Source organism: Alcanivorax nanhaiticus (genome assembly GCF_000756665.1).
Classification (GTDB): domain Bacteria; phylum Pseudomonadota; class Gammaproteobacteria; order Pseudomonadales; family Alcanivoracaceae; genus Alcanivorax; species Alcanivorax nanhaiticus.
Genome location: NZ_ARXV01000015.1, coordinates 25,075 through 40,768 on the forward strand (window position 1 = coordinate 25,075; position 15,694 = coordinate 40,768).

General features: G+C 56.1%; 19 protein-coding genes. 14 read left to right on the plus strand and 5 right to left on the minus strand.

What is annotated here, in order from left to right; translation table 11 throughout:
* Positions 1-8 precede the first annotated feature (8 nt).
* From rpsE to Y5S_RS15470, 11 genes are all read left to right on the plus strand, one after another.
* Positions 9-506, plus strand: coding sequence for a 30S ribosomal protein S5 (gene rpsE / locus Y5S_RS15420; RefSeq protein ID WP_035234278.1), 498 nt, complete (start codon positions 9-11; stop codon positions 504-506).
* A gap of 23 nt (positions 507-529) precedes the next feature.
* On the plus strand, positions 530-712 hold the full coding sequence (rpmD, locus tag Y5S_RS15425; protein WP_035234280.1) for a 50S ribosomal protein L30: 183 nt from the start codon (positions 530-532) through the stop codon (positions 710-712).
* Between the two features lie 3 nt (positions 713-715).
* On the plus strand, positions 716-1,150 hold the full coding sequence (gene rplO / locus Y5S_RS15430; RefSeq protein WP_035234282.1) for a 50S ribosomal protein L15: 435 nt from the start codon (positions 716-718) through the stop codon (positions 1,148-1,150).
* 11 nt (positions 1,151-1,161) lie between these two features.
* Complete coding sequence (secY, locus tag Y5S_RS15435; RefSeq protein ID WP_052041648.1) at positions 1,162-2,544, plus strand: preprotein translocase subunit SecY; 1,383 nt, start codon at positions 1,162-1,164, stop codon at positions 2,542-2,544.
* A 17-nt stretch (positions 2,545-2,561) separates the two neighbouring features.
* Complete coding sequence (gene rpmJ / locus Y5S_RS15440) at positions 2,562-2,678, plus strand: 50S ribosomal protein L36 (RefSeq protein WP_008928865.1); 117 nt, start codon at positions 2,562-2,564, stop codon at positions 2,676-2,678.
* A gap of 115 nt (positions 2,679-2,793) precedes the next feature.
* Positions 2,794-3,150, plus strand: a complete 357-nt coding sequence (gene rpsM, locus Y5S_RS15445) for a 30S ribosomal protein S13 (protein ID WP_035234289.1) — start codon at positions 2,794-2,796, stop codon at positions 3,148-3,150.
* Positions 3,151-3,185: 35 nt separating this feature from the next.
* Positions 3,186-3,584 (plus strand): 30S ribosomal protein S11, encoded by a 399-nt coding sequence (gene rpsK, locus Y5S_RS15450; RefSeq protein WP_011587706.1) that lies wholly within the window; start codon positions 3,186-3,188, stop codon positions 3,582-3,584.
* A 16-nt stretch (positions 3,585-3,600) separates the two neighbouring features.
* On the plus strand, positions 3,601-4,227 hold the full coding sequence (rpsD, locus tag Y5S_RS15455) for a 30S ribosomal protein S4 (protein ID WP_035234291.1): 627 nt from the start codon (positions 3,601-3,603) through the stop codon (positions 4,225-4,227).
* A gap of 20 nt (positions 4,228-4,247) precedes the next feature.
* Positions 4,248-5,255, plus strand: a complete 1,008-nt coding sequence (locus Y5S_RS15460; protein WP_035234292.1) for a DNA-directed RNA polymerase subunit alpha — start codon at positions 4,248-4,250, stop codon at positions 5,253-5,255.
* Between the two features lie 64 nt (positions 5,256-5,319).
* Entirely contained in the window at positions 5,320-5,703 is a 384-nt protein-coding gene (gene rplQ, locus Y5S_RS15465; RefSeq protein ID WP_035234294.1) for a 50S ribosomal protein L17, read from the plus strand.
* Between the two features lie 226 nt (positions 5,704-5,929).
* Positions 5,930-6,265 (plus strand): DOPA 4,5-dioxygenase family protein, encoded by a 336-nt coding sequence (locus Y5S_RS15470; protein ID WP_035234295.1) that lies wholly within the window; start codon positions 5,930-5,932, stop codon positions 6,263-6,265.
* A 12-nt stretch (positions 6,266-6,277) separates the two neighbouring features.
* Here Y5S_RS15470 and Y5S_RS15475 read toward each other — a convergent pair whose 3' ends face one another.
* The 5 genes from Y5S_RS15475 to Y5S_RS15495 all read right to left on the minus strand — a co-directional run bounded on the left by Y5S_RS15475 (position 6,278) and on the right by Y5S_RS15495 (position 12,621).
* The gene (locus tag Y5S_RS15475; protein ID WP_035234296.1) at positions 6,278-6,664 is read right to left on the minus strand and encodes a hypothetical protein; all 387 of its coding nucleotides are present in this window, start codon (positions 6,662-6,664) and stop codon (positions 6,278-6,280) included.
* A 135-nt stretch (positions 6,665-6,799) separates the two neighbouring features.
* A complete protein-coding gene (locus tag Y5S_RS15480; RefSeq protein ID WP_035234297.1) occupies positions 6,800-8,059 on the minus strand; it encodes a glycerophosphodiester phosphodiesterase family protein in 1,260 nt (419 codons plus the stop codon).
* Positions 8,060-8,186: 127 nt separating this feature from the next.
* On the minus strand, positions 8,187-8,981 hold the full coding sequence (locus tag Y5S_RS15485; protein WP_156107805.1) for a hypothetical protein: 795 nt from the start codon (positions 8,979-8,981) through the stop codon (positions 8,187-8,189).
* An 11-nt stretch (positions 8,982-8,992) separates the two neighbouring features.
* The gene (uvrA, locus tag Y5S_RS15490; protein ID WP_035234299.1) at positions 8,993-11,815 is read right to left on the minus strand and encodes an excinuclease ABC subunit UvrA; all 2,823 of its coding nucleotides are present in this window, start codon (positions 11,813-11,815) and stop codon (positions 8,993-8,995) included.
* A gap of 155 nt (positions 11,816-11,970) precedes the next feature.
* Positions 11,971-12,621: a response regulator transcription factor gene (locus tag Y5S_RS15495; RefSeq protein WP_035234300.1), complete on the minus strand. Its 651-nt coding sequence runs from the start codon at positions 12,619-12,621 to the stop codon at positions 11,971-11,973.
* A 275-nt stretch (positions 12,622-12,896) separates the two neighbouring features.
* Between Y5S_RS15495 and Y5S_RS15500 the strand changes: the two genes are divergently transcribed.
* The 3 genes from Y5S_RS15500 (at position 12,897) to Y5S_RS15510 (ending at position 15,621) form a co-directional block, all read left to right on the plus strand.
* Positions 12,897-14,264, plus strand: coding sequence for an MFS transporter (locus tag Y5S_RS15500; protein ID WP_035234301.1), 1,368 nt, complete (start codon positions 12,897-12,899; stop codon positions 14,262-14,264).
* Between the two features lie 94 nt (positions 14,265-14,358).
* Positions 14,359-14,880 carry a single-stranded DNA-binding protein gene (gene ssb / locus Y5S_RS15505; RefSeq protein WP_035234302.1) on the plus strand — a complete coding sequence of 174 codons (522 nt, stop codon included), beginning with the start codon at positions 14,359-14,361 and terminating at the stop codon, positions 14,878-14,880.
* A gap of 9 nt (positions 14,881-14,889) precedes the next feature.
* Positions 14,890-15,621 (plus strand): type II secretion system protein N, encoded by a 732-nt coding sequence (locus tag Y5S_RS15510; protein ID WP_035234303.1) that lies wholly within the window; start codon positions 14,890-14,892, stop codon positions 15,619-15,621.
* The last annotated feature ends 73 nt before the right edge of the window (positions 15,622-15,694 follow it).

A 15,694-nucleotide genomic window follows, 5' to 3' on the forward strand; every position in this document is an offset into this window, starting at 1 on the left:
GCTTGGTTATGTCGAAAGTTGATCCCAACGAAGGTCTCCAGGAAAAGCTGGTTCAGGTAAACCGGGTTGCTAAAGTGGTTAAAGGCGGCCGTATCTTCGGTTTTACCGCGCTGACTGTAGTGGGTGACGGCAAGGGCAAAGTAGGCTTTGGTCGTGGCAAGGCGCGTGAAGTGCCTGCCGCTATCCAGAAAGCCCTGGAAGCTGCTCGCCGCAACATGATTCAGGTGGAGCTGAACGGCACCACCATCCAGCACCCGATGAAGGCCCGTCACGGCGCCTCCAAGGTGTACATGCAGCCGGCCGATGAAGGTACCGGTGTGATTGCCGGCGGTGCCATGCGCGCCGTGCTGGAAGTCGCAGGTGTTCAGAACGTACTGGCCAAGTGCTATGGCTCCACCAACCCGGTAAACGTGGTTCGGGCTACTTTCAATGGCCTGAAATCCATGGCGTCTCCGGAGTCCGTGGCTGCCAAGCGTGGCAAGTCTGTCGAAGACATTCTGAACTAAGCGCAGATAACGGAATCGTTACGATGGCTGATAAGATCAAGGTTAAGCTGGTTAAGAGCACCAACGGCCGGCTGGAAAAGCATAAGGCCTGTGTGCGTGGTCTCGGTCTGCGCCGCATTGGTCACACCGTAGAAGTTGAAGATACCCCGTCTGTACGCGGCATGATCAACAAGGTCGCGTACATGGTACAGGTAGAGGGAGAATAAGTGATGCGTCTGAATGATCTGCATCCTGCTGAAGGTTCCCGCCCGGACGGCAAGCGTGTCGGTCGTGGTATCGGTTCTGGCCTGGGCAAGACCGGTGGCCGTGGCCACAAAGGTCAGAAGTCCCGTTCTGGCGGTACTGTGAAGCCTGGTTTCGAAGGTGGTCAAATGCCGCTGCAGCGTCGTGTGCCGAAATTCGGTTTCACGTCCAAGCTGGCCATGGGCACCGCTGAAGTTCGTCTGTCTGAACTGGCGAAAGTGGAAGGTGACGTGATCGACCTGGCTTCCCTGAAGGCTGCCAACGTTGTTCGTCGTGACATGAAGCGCGCCAAGATTGTTCTTTCTGGCGAAATCAATCGCGCAGTTACCGTTCGTGGTGTGGCCATTACCAAAGGCGCCCGCGAAGCGGTTGAGAAGGCTGGCGGCAAAGTCGAAGAATAAGGCAGCGCTTTATGGCGAAGAATCGCGCTCAGACATTGAATGGTGGCGCGCCGAAAGTAGACAGCAACGCGATGCGTGAGCTGTGGCGGCGAATCGGTTTTCTGTTGGGCGCCCTGGTGGTGTTCCGGATCGGGGCTCATATCCCGGTCCCGGGCATGAACCCGGAAGCGTTGCAACAGATGTTCAACAACAACCGGGACACCATTCTTGGCCTGTTCAACATGTTCTCTGGCGGATCGCTGGAGCGCATGAGCATTTTTGCTCTGGGCATCATGCCCTATATTACTGCCAGCATCGTGATTCAGCTGATGACGGCAGTAGTTCCGACTCTGGAGCAGCTTCGTAAAGAAGGTGAGCAGGGTCGACGCAAGATCACTCAGTACACTCGTTATCTGACGGTGGCACTGGGTGCCATTCAGTCCTTCGGCGTCTGCGCCGGCCTGAAGAGCCAGGGGATTACCCTGCTGCCGGAAGTCGCAACCTCCATGCAGGTTGCCAGCTTCTACTTTGTGGCAGTCACCAGCCTTCTGACCGGTACGGTATTCCTGATGTGGCTGGGTGAGCAGATTACCGAGCGCGGAATTGGCAACGGTATTTCCATGCTGATCTTCGCCTCCATCGTGGCTGGCCTGCCCGGTGCCGTGGCCCAGACTTTCGAGTCTGCCAAGACCGGTGACCTGAGCCTGATCATGATGCTGTTTGTGTTCCTGGTCGCCCTCGCCGTGATTTTCGGTGTGGTATTTGTGGAACGCGGACAACGCCGTATCACGGTAAACTACGCGCGCCGTCAGCAAGGTCGTCGTGTGTATGCAGCGCAGCAGAGTCATCTGCCGCTGAAGGTGAACATGGCAGGGGTTATTCCCGCTATCTTTGCCAGCTCCATTCTGCTGTTTCCGGCTTCACTGACTCAGTGGTTCAGTGATTCCAACCCGGATTCCTGGTGGGGCCAGGCTCTGCGTAGCGTGAGTGATGCTCTGTTGCCGGGGACTCCGCTGTATGTGCTGCTGTTTACCCTGTCAATCGTGTTCTTCTGCTACTTTTATACAGCGCTGGTATTCAATCCGAAGGATGTCGCAGACAACCTGAAGAAATCCGGTGCCTATATTCCGGGTATCCGCCCGGGCGAGCAGTCCGCTCGCTATATCGACACCGTGATGGGCCGTCTGACCCTGATCGGCGCGGTGTACATGACGCTGGTGTGTCTGTTGCCACTAGGTCTGCAAGCAGTTGCCAATGTGCCCTTCTATTTGGGCGGCACCTCTCTGCTGATCGTTGTGGTAGTGGTCATGGACTTCTGGTCGCAAGTTAATTCGCACCTGACGTCCACCCAGTATGAGAAGTTGATGAAGAAAGCCAACCTGAAAGGGTATGGCGGCACCGGACTGGTGCGTTAACGAACGAGGCAAGTGCGATGAAAGTTCAGGCTTCTGTGAAGAAGATCTGCCGTAACTGTAAAGTGATCCGTCGTAAGGGTCGCGTCATGGTGATCTGCAGCGCCGAACCCCGGCACAAGCAGCGCCAGGGTTAAGGTTCAGTCTTCTTTTAAGTGTTTGGTTGAAATTCAGTCGGCGTAGCGCTAGACTCTGCCGCCTTTCGGCGCCATAGAGCCTGGCGCACCCGTTTTGTGAATCGGAGATATTCGGATGGCCCGTATTGCAGGCGTTAACATCCCGGAAAATAAGCACACGGTGATTTCTCTCACCTACATCTTCGGGATCGGTCGTACCCGTGCACAGCAGATCTGTGCCTCGGCCGGTATTGAGGAAACTGCCAAGGTTCGTGACCTGAGCGGTGAGCAACTTGACGTCATTCGTGGCGAGGTTGCCAAATTCTCTACCGAGGGTGACCTGCGCCGGGAAATCAACATGAACATCAAGCGTCTGATGGACCTCGGTTGCTACCGTGGTATTCGCCATCGTCGCGGCCTGCCGCTCCGCGGTCAGCGCACCAAAACCAATGCTCGGACCCGTAAAGGTCCGCGTAAACCGATTCGCAAGTAAGCTGATACGTCAGCGGCTGGATTTGGATAGGCATTATGGCTAAGTCAAAGAAAGATAGTGGCGCACGTCGCAAGAAGGTCACGCGCACCGTAGCGGACGGTATCGCTCACGTGCACGCTTCCTTCAACAACACCATCATCACCATTACTGATCGTCAGGGCAACGCACTGTCCTGGGCGACTTCCGGTGGCGCTGGTTTCCGTGGTTCCCGTAAGAGCACCCCGTTTGCTGCCCAGGTGGCTGCTGAAAACGCGGGCAACGCTGCCAAGGACTACGGTTTGAAGAATCTTGAAGTTCGAGTCAAGGGCCCGGGCCCTGGCCGAGAGTCCTCCATTCGTGCACTGAATGGCTGTGGCTACAAGATTACCCATATTGAGGACGTTACGCCGATTCCGCACAACGGTTGCCGTCCGCCTAAAAAGCGTCGCGTGTAACGGGAGTTAGAGCAAGATGGCAAGATACATCGGTCCCAAGTGCAAGCTTTCCCGTCGTGAAGGCACTGATCTGTACCTGAAGAGTGGTATTCGTCCGCTCGAGTCCAAGTGTAAGGCTGAGCAGGCTCCTGGCCAGGCAGCCGGCGGTCGTCGTCCGGGTCGTCTGTCCGACTACGGCGTACAGCTGCGCGAGAAGCAGAAAGTTCGTCGTACCTACGGTGTACTGGAAAAGCAGTTCCGTAGCTACTACAAGAAGGCTGCCTCCTCTAAAGGTGCAACAGGCGAAGTCCTGCTGCAGCTTCTGGAAGGTCGTCTGGATAACGTGGTATACCGCATGGGCTTCGGCTCTACCCGCTCTGAAGCGCGTCAGCTGGTATCCCACCGTGCCATCCTGGTTAACGGTCAGTCTGTCAATGTGGCCTCTTACCAGGTGAAGCCGGGTGACGTGATCAACGTTCGCGAGAAGTCCAAGAACCAGCTGCGCGTGAAGAACGCCATGGAACTGGCTCAGCAGCGTGGTTTCGTTCCTTGGGTTGAGGTAGACGAGAAGAAGCTGGAAGGGACCTTCAAGTCCAAGCCAGAGCGTATCGACCTGCCTGCCGAGATCAATGAAAACCTGATCGTCGAGCTGTACTCCAAGTAAGGACTGCCTGAGGGATCTCTATGACCGCTGTGAACGACTTTCTCACGCCCCGCTCGATCGCGGTCAACGCGATCAACCAGACCCACGCCAAAGTGGTTCTGGAACCGCTGGAGCGTGGTTTTGGCCACACTCTGGGGACTGCGCTGCGCCGCATCCTGATCTCCAGCATGCCCGGCTGCGCGATCACCGAAGTGGAGATCGAGGGCGTACAACACGAATACTCCTCCATCGAGGGTGTTCAGGAAGATGTGATTAACATCCTGCTGAACCTGAAGGGCGTTGCCCTGAAGATGGAAGACCGCGAAGAAGCGACCCTGGAACTGGTCAAGAAAGGTCCGGGTGCGGTAACTGCGGATGACATTCAGCGTGATCACAGTGTTGAGATCGTCAACCCGGATCACCTGATCTGCACCATCACCGGCGACACCGAACTGCGTGTCAAGCTGAAAGTGCAGAAGGGTCGTGGTTATGAAGCCGCTGACTCTCGTCAGGGTGACGAAGACGAAACCCGTGGTATCGGTCGTCTGCAGCTGGACGCCAGCTACAGCCCGGTACGTCGTGTTGCTTATGTCGTTGAAGCTGCCCGTGTTGAACAGCGTACTGACCTGGATAAACTGGTTATCGATCTGGAAACAGACGGTACTATCGATCCGGAAGAAGCGATTCGTCGTGCAGCGACCATTCTGCAGCAGCAGATCGCTGTGTTTGTGGATCTGGAACAGGACGCCAAGCCTGAGCCGAAACAGGAGCGCGAAGAGATCGATCCGATCCTGCTGCGCCCGGTAGATGATCTGGAGCTGACCGTTCGCTCCGCTAACTGCCTGAAGGCAGAGAACATCTATTACATCGGTGATCTGGTTCAGCGTACCGAGGTTGAGCTGCTGAAAACCCCGAATCTGGGTAAGAAGTCGCTCACCGAGATCAAGGATGTGCTGGCCTCCAAGGGCTTGTCGCTGGGTATGCGTCTCGAGAACTGGCCGCCGGTCAGCCTTCGTGACGACGACCGGCTTAACACCAAATTGCGCTAAGTTAGTTGTTGTGGACGCTGTGAAGCGCCCCTGAACAGCTCCCTGTAAAGATAGGAACAGAATCATGCGTCATCGCAAAAGCGGCAGAAAACTGAATCGGAACAGCTCTCATCGTCAGGCGATGTTCCGTAACATGGCCGTGTCTCTGCTGGAGCACGGGGCGATCAAGACCACTCTGCCCAAGGCTAAAGAGTTGCGTCGTGTGGCTGAGCCGCTGATCACTCTGGCCAAGGAAGACTCCGTAGCCAACCGTCGTCTGGCTTTCAACCGCACCCGCTCCAAGGAAGTGGTTGGCAAGCTGTTCAACGAACTGGGTCCGCGCTACAAGAGCCGTCCTGGTGGTTATGTGCGTATCCTCAAGATGGGCTTCCGCGCTGGTGATAACGCGCCGATGGCTTATGTTGAGCTGGTTGACCGTCCTGAAGTTGCTGAAGCTGACGCCGAATAAGCGTTTTCTTTCAGTGATCAAAAAAACCGGGCTTAATGCCCGGTTTTTTTATGTCTGTTGCATGCTCTCTTGGCTGTACTATGCTGTTAGCAGGGTTTCTGTGATGCTTCTGGTAGCTTAAGGAAGGGCCGGTCGTGAGTATCGGCAGATCAATGGCTTGGAGGCGTTGCCGGGAATAATTAGCCTGAGCAGAAACTCTTGTGGTGGCGAATCACAGGCGACGGGTATGGCGATCAAGGGTTTTCACGCGCACGTTTATTACGACGAATCCACGTTTAGCCAAGCTGCGGCATTGTGTCAGTCAGCTCATCTCAGCTTTGATCTTCCGATGGGGCACATGCATCGCAAGCCGGTAGGCCCGCATCTCTGCTGGAGCTGCCAGCTCACTATTCCCCGAAGATTAGCGGGTGAAGTTATCCCCTGGTTAATGGCCAGCCGTAACGGGTTGACCATTTTCATTCATGGCCTGAGTGGTGATGATTTGCGCGATCACACTGAGCTGGTTATGTGGCTGGGGGAAAGCCAGCCACTGGATCTCAGTATCTTCCAGTACTCAGCCTGAACACTGGCGGTATCAGCTCTGTGCTACCGCACGTCCTCTATACATCAGTGGCTTGCTGTTCTTCTGGGCGCTCGTCTCCGGGCGCGCAGTTTTTCTTTGCTCTCCTGCGTCCACTGGCTGACCGCGATAAAAGCGGACAGGTAACGGTTCCTCGGGGGTGATGAGTTGATCTGGCCCTTCCAGTTCGATCAGGGCGAGTCTGATCTCGCCGTAGAGTCGTTGTAGTCCCTGTGAGCGGGTTCGGCCTGCGTAGTGTGCCAACTTCTGGCGAAGCGCCTGATCAGTGAGGGACAGATTAGCGTCAAATTCCGCTCGAATAAGGCGGCGGCACTGATTAACCAGGTTGACAATGTTGTACTGCATCAGCCAACGGTGATCGGTGGCGGTAGCGTTGCTCATCACATACTCCTCAGACGTGGTCTGTGTATTGCGATAACAGGGTTAAAGCAGAATTCGTGCCATCCCTGTGTTGGGAGCAAGCGGGGCTGGCCACCCCTTGATGGGCGGGGTGGCCAAAGTGGTGCGATATATGCCTTATTTTGAGGCGTGCCGCAGGCGTTTAAGGCAATTGGCGTAAAAGGTGGTTGTGGCTGGCCAGTCAGAAAAGACGCCGATAACGCCAACCTGGCGTGCCAGTACATCGAGCAGGGTAAAGGTGTCACCGTCGTTGTTGATGGCTGGGCTGATGCTCTGATAATACCAGCCGCCCCCGCCAGCAAGTGGCCCGGAGCGCTCCAGTGACCATGCGATCATATCGAGACCTTCCGCCTTGGCTGATTGTGCGTAGGGGCTTGGGACGATTTGCTCCAGTTCATTGGTGGTGACAAGCATCCACAGCGGGGGAGCGATGATATTCACACCAAAGCCAGCAAGGGTGGCCATATCTGGCTGCCAGGTGCCCGGATTCAGCGGGTCAAGGCCATGACTGTCGCGGCCATCGAGAAATACCGCCTGGTTTCCGTATGCACCTTCGTGGTCGATCCAGTAACGAACATCCTCCAGCAGGAAGGATTGCGGGTAGACCTGATCGGGAGGCACACCGGCCTCGCGATATTCCTCAATCATCTGGTGAGCATAATCTTGCTGGCTGTAAGTGCCCTGCCAGGGCATGGCAACCGAGGGTGTTTTCAGTTCAGGCGTCATTTTCACGCCCAGCTGCTGAAACAGGGCAATGCTTTCCTTGTGACTGAGCAAGGTGCCATTGGCGCTGTATAGTTCGGTACGAAAGTCTGGTGTTCCTTGCAGGTATTCCGTCACCGTGGTGGCTTCAGGGTTGGCGCCATCCATCTTTCCCTTGAGAGACTTGAATTCGGCCAGGGTAATGTCGCTGGTACAGCATTGCGCACTGGCGGGATGAGTGCCGTCGAAGGGAGTAAATGGTTGGCTGCACCGGCCGGCAAGGTCTGTTTCAAGGATGTTGGTGGTGGTATGCAGATCACATTGGGAATGGCGGCATACCAGTTCCTGATCTTTGGTAAAGGCGACATCACATTCCAGAATCCCTGCCCCCATGCGGGCTGCGGCACGATAGGATTCTTCTGTGTGCTCCGGGAATTGAAGGGGGGCTCCGCGATGGCCAATAGAAAAGTCGCTGGCTTTCATGGGACGGGGGTGGTTGGCACATTCCTGCAGTGCCTGCTTTACCGGACCGTCGTCCATGTCGGCGAGCAGATAATAGGGGCGGGGCCCCAGTTCAACGTTGCCGTTGGTGGGGGGCTGTGCTGCGCAGGACATGGTGGCCGTTGTCAGAGCGGTGGCAGTAAGAATGCCTTGTAGAGCCCGGGTCAGTTTCATGATTAACCTCCACTGGTTTGCTGGAGGTTGAGTATTTGTTACGCCAATGAAGTAAATTTTGAGGAATCGAGACCGCAATATTACCAGGCGAAGAAATGCGAACTGATTCAGTTTCAACTCTTGCGAATTACATTTGGTTCGCAATTTTGGATTCATACACCTGCAGGTAATAATCTCGAGCAGTGGTGCGAAGTTGGCTGATGTGTCCGGTGCTAAGCATCCGTCCACTCCAAAGTATAGCTCCATCATCAATGCGGATTACCGCCATGTCACTAATGGCTTGCCCAAGAGTTATTGAAGCTCCTACTCCGCCTGTTAGCGCTGCAAAGAAGGAGTTGACAGCGATTTTTGTGCCAACGGCTGAATTTGTGTGTTGCCAGCCACTGAGGCGGGTTACCAAAAGGCAGCATGTATTGTTCGGTGCTGCCTTGCTTATCTCTGCAGGGATTTCGACTGGCCCGGCCAGTGTAGGGTTGGAAAGCCTTGGCTTACCATATCTGTCTTTGCTGCTTAGGATGGATTCAATTGTAGGGCTGTCGGCCCAAATAGTTTGCTCAAACTGAAGAACTAGTTGCGGATCTATTTCGTCTGTTTGCGCGGGGATATTGGTGACTTGGTAAGAGTTGGAAAAAGAATCCAATTGTTCGATCAGGGCTGTTTGGCCTTCATCATTAATATATAACTCTTGGGTGACTTCCCCGTTCAGGTCCCTTTCGTCCAGTGCAATGCTTGGCGGCAAAACTGCCAGGGAATCAAATCGCCAAAAGTCTTCCTGGGGAATGATGTCTGATTGAAAGGTTTCGAGGCAGTGAGTTGTTGTGCAGGAGGTTAGATTCAAAGGTACGCGGCCGGTGCTTTGGCAGCCGTGCAAAAATGCAAGGGAGAAGAAAGCAATTAATGGGAAATGAAAGTTTGTTTTCATCGTCTTCAAGCTCATAGCATTGGTTTTAGGAAACGGCCGGTATGGCTGCCTTTCACTTTGGCGACCTCTTCCGGGGTACCTTCGGCGATGATTTCGCCGCCGCCGTCACCGCCCTCCGGGCCCAGATCCACGATCCAGTCCGCTGTCTTGATCACGTCCAGGTTGTGCTCGATCACTGCCACGGTGTTGCCGTGGTCTGCCAGTCGGTTGAGAACGTCAAGCAACAGCTGGATGTCATGGAAGTGCAGGCCGGTGGTTGGCTCATCAAGGATGTAGAGGGTGTTGCCAGTGTCGCGGCGGGACAGCTCCTTGGCCAGCTTGACACGCTGGGCTTCGCCGCCAGACAGCGTTGTGGCGGCTTGTCCCAGCTTGATGTAACTAAGGCCCACGTCCATGAGTGTTTGCAGCTTGCGAGCCAGGGCGGGCACAGCATCAAAGAACTCACGACCTTCCTCGATGGTAAGGTCCAGCACCTCGAAGATATTTTTACCCTTGTAGGTGATTTCCAGCGTTTCCCGGTTATAGCGTTTGCCTTCACACACTTCACAGGGCACATAAATGTCAGGCAGAAAATGCATCTCTACCTTGATCACGCCGTCACCCTGACAGGCTTCGCAGCGGCCGCCTTTCACATTGAAGCTGAAACGGCCTGGCTTGTAGCCGCGGGCACGGGCTTCCTGGGTGCCGGAAAACAGCTCCCGAACCGGGGTAAAAATACCGGTATAGGTGGCGGGGTTGGAACGCGGGGTGCGGCCAATCGGGCTTTGATCAATATCGACAACCTTGTCGAAATGCTCCAGGCCCTCGATGGCTTCATGCTGGGCCGCCTTAAGTGTGGTCGCCTTGTTCAGTTTGGTGGCTGCCAGCGGATACAGGGTGCTGTTGATCAGGGTGGATTTGCCAGAGCCGGATACGCCGGTAATGCAGGTGAGCAGGCCGACGGGAATGTTCAGCGGATGGCCTTTGAGGTTGTTGCCGGTGGCGCCCAGCAGGGTTAACCACTTGTCATCCTTGTTCTGGCGACGCTTTTTGGGCACCGCAATTTGCTTTCGGCCAGACAGGTAGTCACCGGTGAGTGAGGCGGGGTTGTCGGCAACATCTTTTGCTGACCCTTGGGCGACAACGGTTCCGCCATGCACGCCGGCACCCGGGCCAATGTCGATAACGTGGTCGGCGAGGCGAATAGCGTCCTCATCATGTTCTACTACCAGCACTGTGTTGCCGAGATCCCGCAGACGGGTGAGAGTGTTGAGCAGGCGCTCGTTATCGCGTTGGTGCAGGCCGATGGAGGGTTCATCCAGTACATACATAACACCCACCAGACCGGCGCCGATCTGGCTGGCCAGACGAATTCGCTGGGCCTCACCGCCGGACAGGGTTTCGGCACTGCGCTCCAGAGTCAGGTATTCCAGCCCTACGTTGACCAGAAACTGCAGCCGATCGCGGATTTCCTTGAGAATCTTGTCGGCGATTTCCCCTTTGCTGCCTGGCAGGTTCAATTCGCTGAAGTAGCTGTGGGCCTTGCCCACTGCCAGTCGGACCACGTCAGGCAGGGTGGTCTGCTCGATAAAGACATGGCGAGCCGCTTCGCGTAGCCGCGAGCCGTTACAGCTGGGGCAGCTGGACGTGGACATATAGTTGAGCAGATCTTCGCGGACGGCATCGGACTCGGTTTCGCGATAGCGCCGTTCCATGTTGGGGATAATGCCCTCAAAAGGATGGTTGCGCTTGATGATATCGCCGCGATCGTTCAGGTAACGGAACTCAATGCTTTCCTTGCCCGTGCCATAGAGCACCTTCTTGCGGACAGCTTTGTCCAGCGTCTGGAAGGGGACATCCATGTCGAAGCCAATGCTCTGGGAGAGGGAGTTGAGCATCTGGAAGTAATAGACATTGCGGCGATCCCAGCCACGGATTGCGCCTTCCGACAGGGACAGCTCTTCGGAGTTGATCACTTTGTCTTCATCGAAGAACTGTTTCATGCCCAGGCCGTCGCAGCTGGGGCAGGCGCCGGCCGGGTTGTTGAAAGAGAACAGGCGAGGCTCCAGCTCCGGGATAGAGTAGCCACAATGGGAGCAGGCAAACTTGGCGGAAAAGGTGATTTCTTCGCCATCCTCTCCGTCCATGGGCGCAATGATGGCGATGTCGTCGGCAAGGTTGAGGGCGGTTTCAAAGGATTCCGCCAGGCGGTTTTGCAGATCGTCCCGTACCTTGAAGCGATCCACTACCACTTCGATGGTGTGTTTCTTGTTCTTTTCCAGCTCAGGGGTGTCATCCATGTCATAGATGCGGCCATCCACACGAACGCGGATAAAGCCCTGGGCACGCAGTTCTTCAAATAAGTGGACATGCTCCCCTTTCTTCTCGCGAATCACCGGGGCCAGCAGCATCAGCTTGCTGCCTTCGTCCATGGCCAGCACTTGATCTACCATCTGGCTGATGGTCTGGGCGGCTAGCGGGGCGTCATGTTCAGGGCAGCGTGGTTCGCCAACGCGGGCGAACAGCAGACGCAGGTAATCATAGATCTCGGTAATGGTGCCGACCGTGGAGCGCGGGTTATGGCTGGTGGACTTCTGCTCGATGGAGATGGCCGGGCTGAGGCCTTCGATGTGATCCACATCGGGTTTTTCCATCATCGACAGGAACTGACGGGCGTAGGTGGAGAGGGACTCCACATAGCGCCGTTGACCCTCTGCATAGAGAGTGTCGAATGCCAGGGAGGACTTTCCGGAACCGGACAGGCCGGTGATGACCACCAGTTTGTCACGGGGAATATCCAGGTCCACGTTCTTCAGATTATGGGTGCGCGCCCCGCGAACCAGAATGGTATCCATCTACTGCCCCTGAGTACTGTCAAAATGAACAGGGCAGTATAGGCGAAATTCTGTGAAGGAGAAAAGAAAGGTGATTTACCAGGCGCCACAGAGGCCAAAGAGATAACAAGGGGTTTTACTCCGTGTTCTCTGTGGCCTCAGTGGTGAAAAAGCGCTTAGAGGTTTTCCTGCGCCCAGTTCACCGCCTGCAGGCGGTTGGAGGCGTTGATCTTTTTGAAGATGTTGTAAATGTGGGTCTTGATGGTGTGCGGGCTCAGGTTCAGGCTGCTGGCAATCTCGGAGTTTTTGGCCCCCGTTGCCATGACCTTCAGCACTTCCACTTCCCGGTCGGTGAGGTTTACTTCACTGCGGGAGAAGGTCTTGTTGAAGGTGCGGCTTTTCATCAGGTAGGTCTGCAGTACCGCACGGGGGAACCACAGCTCGCCGTCAAAAATGGCCTTGATACCTTTGCTGAGCAGGGCCTGAGGGCAGTCAAACTGGAACCCGCCATTGACCATGGGCAGGCCAGCCAGCTTGGACAGGGATTCTTCGTCGTCCACGTTGAATACGGCAATCAGGACATCGTTTTCCACTTCCTGGTCGGCTTCCAGCAGGTGGGCGATGACTTCATTCACGTCCACACTGTGATAATCCACCAGAAACAGGTTCTGGTCGTTGGTGCGCAGGGTTTCCACTGTGATGTCATTCACACTGGGGATAGAGTTTGCGGTGATCTCTTCCTTTACGAGGAACTCGGTAAGCAGCGCGTTTTGCAGCTGCTGGCTACCGACCACATAAACCTGTTGGCTTTGTTGTTGGCTATTCATTGTCCTGTCCATGACCCAGGCCGGAACCTGTAGCCCTAAGAAAAAAAACTTATCAGCATGTGAATCTATCACCGCTTTGACGGGGGTTCAATTTACTGGTTCCGGCTTTTCGCCATGTTTAACAATCATTCCTTCGAGGTAGAGGCTGAAAAGCTGGGCATTTCGGGGCTTGGGGTGAGTAATGTCACGGCTGAGAAGGAATCTGATACACTGCCCGCCCCCTAACATGTGGTGACTGGCCGGTGGCCGGACTGGTGAGGAGCATCCAGGTTTCAATGACAGCCCCTTCTTCTACAGCGATGCAGCGTACCGAGCTGAAAACCACCGGTTACATGGCCACCATTTTTGCCCTGCGGATGTTCGGCCTGTTCATGATCCTGCCGATTTTTGCCGTGTATGGGCAGGCCCTTGAAGGGGCGTCCCCGTTGCTGATCGGTACCGCCATTGGTGCCTATGGTCTTATGCAGGCCCTGCTGCAGATCCCCTTCGGGATGATGTCGGATCGCTTCGGCCGCAGGCCCTTGTTGCTGATTGGCCTGCTGTTGTTTATCGCGGGTGGTGTGGTGGCTGCCATGAGCGATCACATTTATGGCGTGATTGCCGGTAGGGCGCTGCAGGGAGCTGGTGCCATTGCCAGCGTGATCATGGCGCTCATTGGTGATGTGGTCAGCGAGAAAAATCGTACCCGCGCCATGGCGTTGATCGGTATGTCGGTGGGCGGCTCCTTTATCCTCGCGCTGATTCTCGGACCGTTACTGGCCGCCTGGTTGGGATTGTCCGGGTTGTTCTGGGCGACAGTGATGCTGGGTTCGCTGGCGTTTCTGGTGGCGCTGGTGGTGCCCGCCCCCAAAGCATTGCAGGGTGAGTTATTGCCTGCGAAGGAACGTTTCCGACGCGTACTTGGCAGTAAGACATTGCTGCGCTTTGATGTGGGTATTTTCACCCTGCATGTGATCATGACGGCATCCTTTGTGGTGGTGCCGGCCTTGTTAAGCGATCGGCTTGGCTTGAGCCTGCAAAGTCACAGCGTGCTGTATCTGGGCGTTCTGGTGGCAGGTTTTATCGCCATGGTGCCTTTGGTGATTCGTGCGGAACGGCGTGGTGCCGTGCCGGTCAAACGTTTGGCCATCGTGCTGCTGGCAACCTCTCAGCTGCTGCTGGCGCTGGCCGGCGCGGCCCTTTGGCATTTTGTGCTGGCATTGCTGGTATTCTTTGCGGCCTTCAATTTGCTGGAAGCCTTGCTTCCCTCGCTGGTTGGTCGTGCGGCTCCGGCTGGCACCCGCGGCACAGCGATGGGGGTGTATTCCAGCTCACAATTCATGGGCGTTTTTGTCGGCGGCCAGCTTGGCGGAGCGCTTTACCAGTGGCTGGGCCCCCAGGCGGTATTTTATGGCTGCATGGTGCTTGCGTTGGTCTGGCTGCTGGTGCTGGTCGGAATGCAGGAATTACCTCGTCTGGAAAACCGGGTGCTGCAACTGCAGCCGGGGCAGGACTGGCAAAACCTGAGCCAGCAGCTACATCATGTTCCCGGTGTGGAGGAGGTGGTGTTTGTGGAAGCGCAATCCCTGGTGCTGCTGAAGATCGATACTGGCTCTCTGGATGAGAGTCGCTTGCAGGGACTCGCCGCCGTTGTGCAAAGCTGACACAATGGCGGACTGGCCCTGCTTCAATGACGAAGCCGGGGCGGCACAAGGGTGCCGGCCCCGATAATGACCATAAGAGTCACGGAGAGAAACAATGGCGCGCGGCGTTAACAAGGTAATTCTGATTGGTAATCTGGGTGCGGATCCGGAAACCCGTTTCATGCCCAGCGGTGGTGCCGTCACCAATGTCCGTCTGGCCACCAGTGAGTCCTGGAAAGATCGCCAGAGCGGTCAGATGCAGGAACGTACAGAATGGCACCGGGTGGTGTTCTTCAACAAGCTTGGCGAGATCGCCGGCGAGTATCTGAAGAAAGGTTCCAAGGTCTACATCGAAGGCTCTATCCGAACCCGCAAGTGGCAGGGACAGGATGGCCAGGACCGCTACACTACGGAAATCGTTGCCAGCGAGATGCAGATGCTGGATGGCCGTGGTGAAGGCGGTGGCCAGGGTGGCGGCTTTGCGCCTCAGGGCAATCAGGGCGGTCAGGGTAATCCTGGCGGCTACGGTAACGACAACTTCGGTGGCCAAGGTGGCAATGCGCCGCAATCCAATCAGAATCAGGGCGGCGGTTTCAGCGGTCCGGCAGATGATTTTGACGACGATATCCCGTTCTAAGGCTGCCTGATGCCTCGCAAGTGGATACTGGCACTGCTGTTTGTTGTCAGCCTGGTGACGTTCTTCGTTGTTCTGATGCCAGCGGCGGTGTTGATTGATCGCGTTCCTGCATTGCGGCCCGGAGGTGCTCCTCTGGTGCTTGAGGCGCCTCGTGGTCGTTGGTGGCAGGGTCAGGTGAACTGGCGCTGGCAGCAGCTCCAGGGCGTACTGGATTGGCAGCTGGACTGGCAGGGTTTGACGCCGGGACTGCAAGTGTCTGGTAGAACGAGCAGTGGTGAAGAAGCGCGAGTCAGCGGCTGGCTGGGAGGCACCAGTCAACAGGACTGGTCCGTTGAGCAGCTGCGCTTGCGGTTGCCGGTGGCCCTGGTGGCGGCCCGTATTCCCCAGGGCAATGCGGATGGTCGCGTGGATGCCACGATCATGACGCTGAAGGCCTCAGCTGGGCAGATTGAGGATGCCCAGGCGACCCTGCAATACAGTGGCGGCACGGTGACTTGGGGGCGGAATGGCTCCGCGACGGTGCCTGTGCTTGAGGGTCGGGTCAGCATGGAGGGGGCGGTGCCGACGCTGGTTGTGACCGATCCTGAAGGGCAGCGCTTGGTCAACGCCTCTCTGGCGGAGGGGCGCTTCCAGTTAGCGGTATTGCGTGCCTGGCCGATGCTGTTGGGTGTCAGTCAGGGCGGAAATCCTGACGATGTCGTATTCCAGATGTCACAGCCCCTGGAGTTGGGGGGTGGCTGAATCTGGTAAAGAAAAACCTGTTATTGGTAACAAGTCAGAGCAATAAATTGCTTTATGATCCGGTATCTTGTTA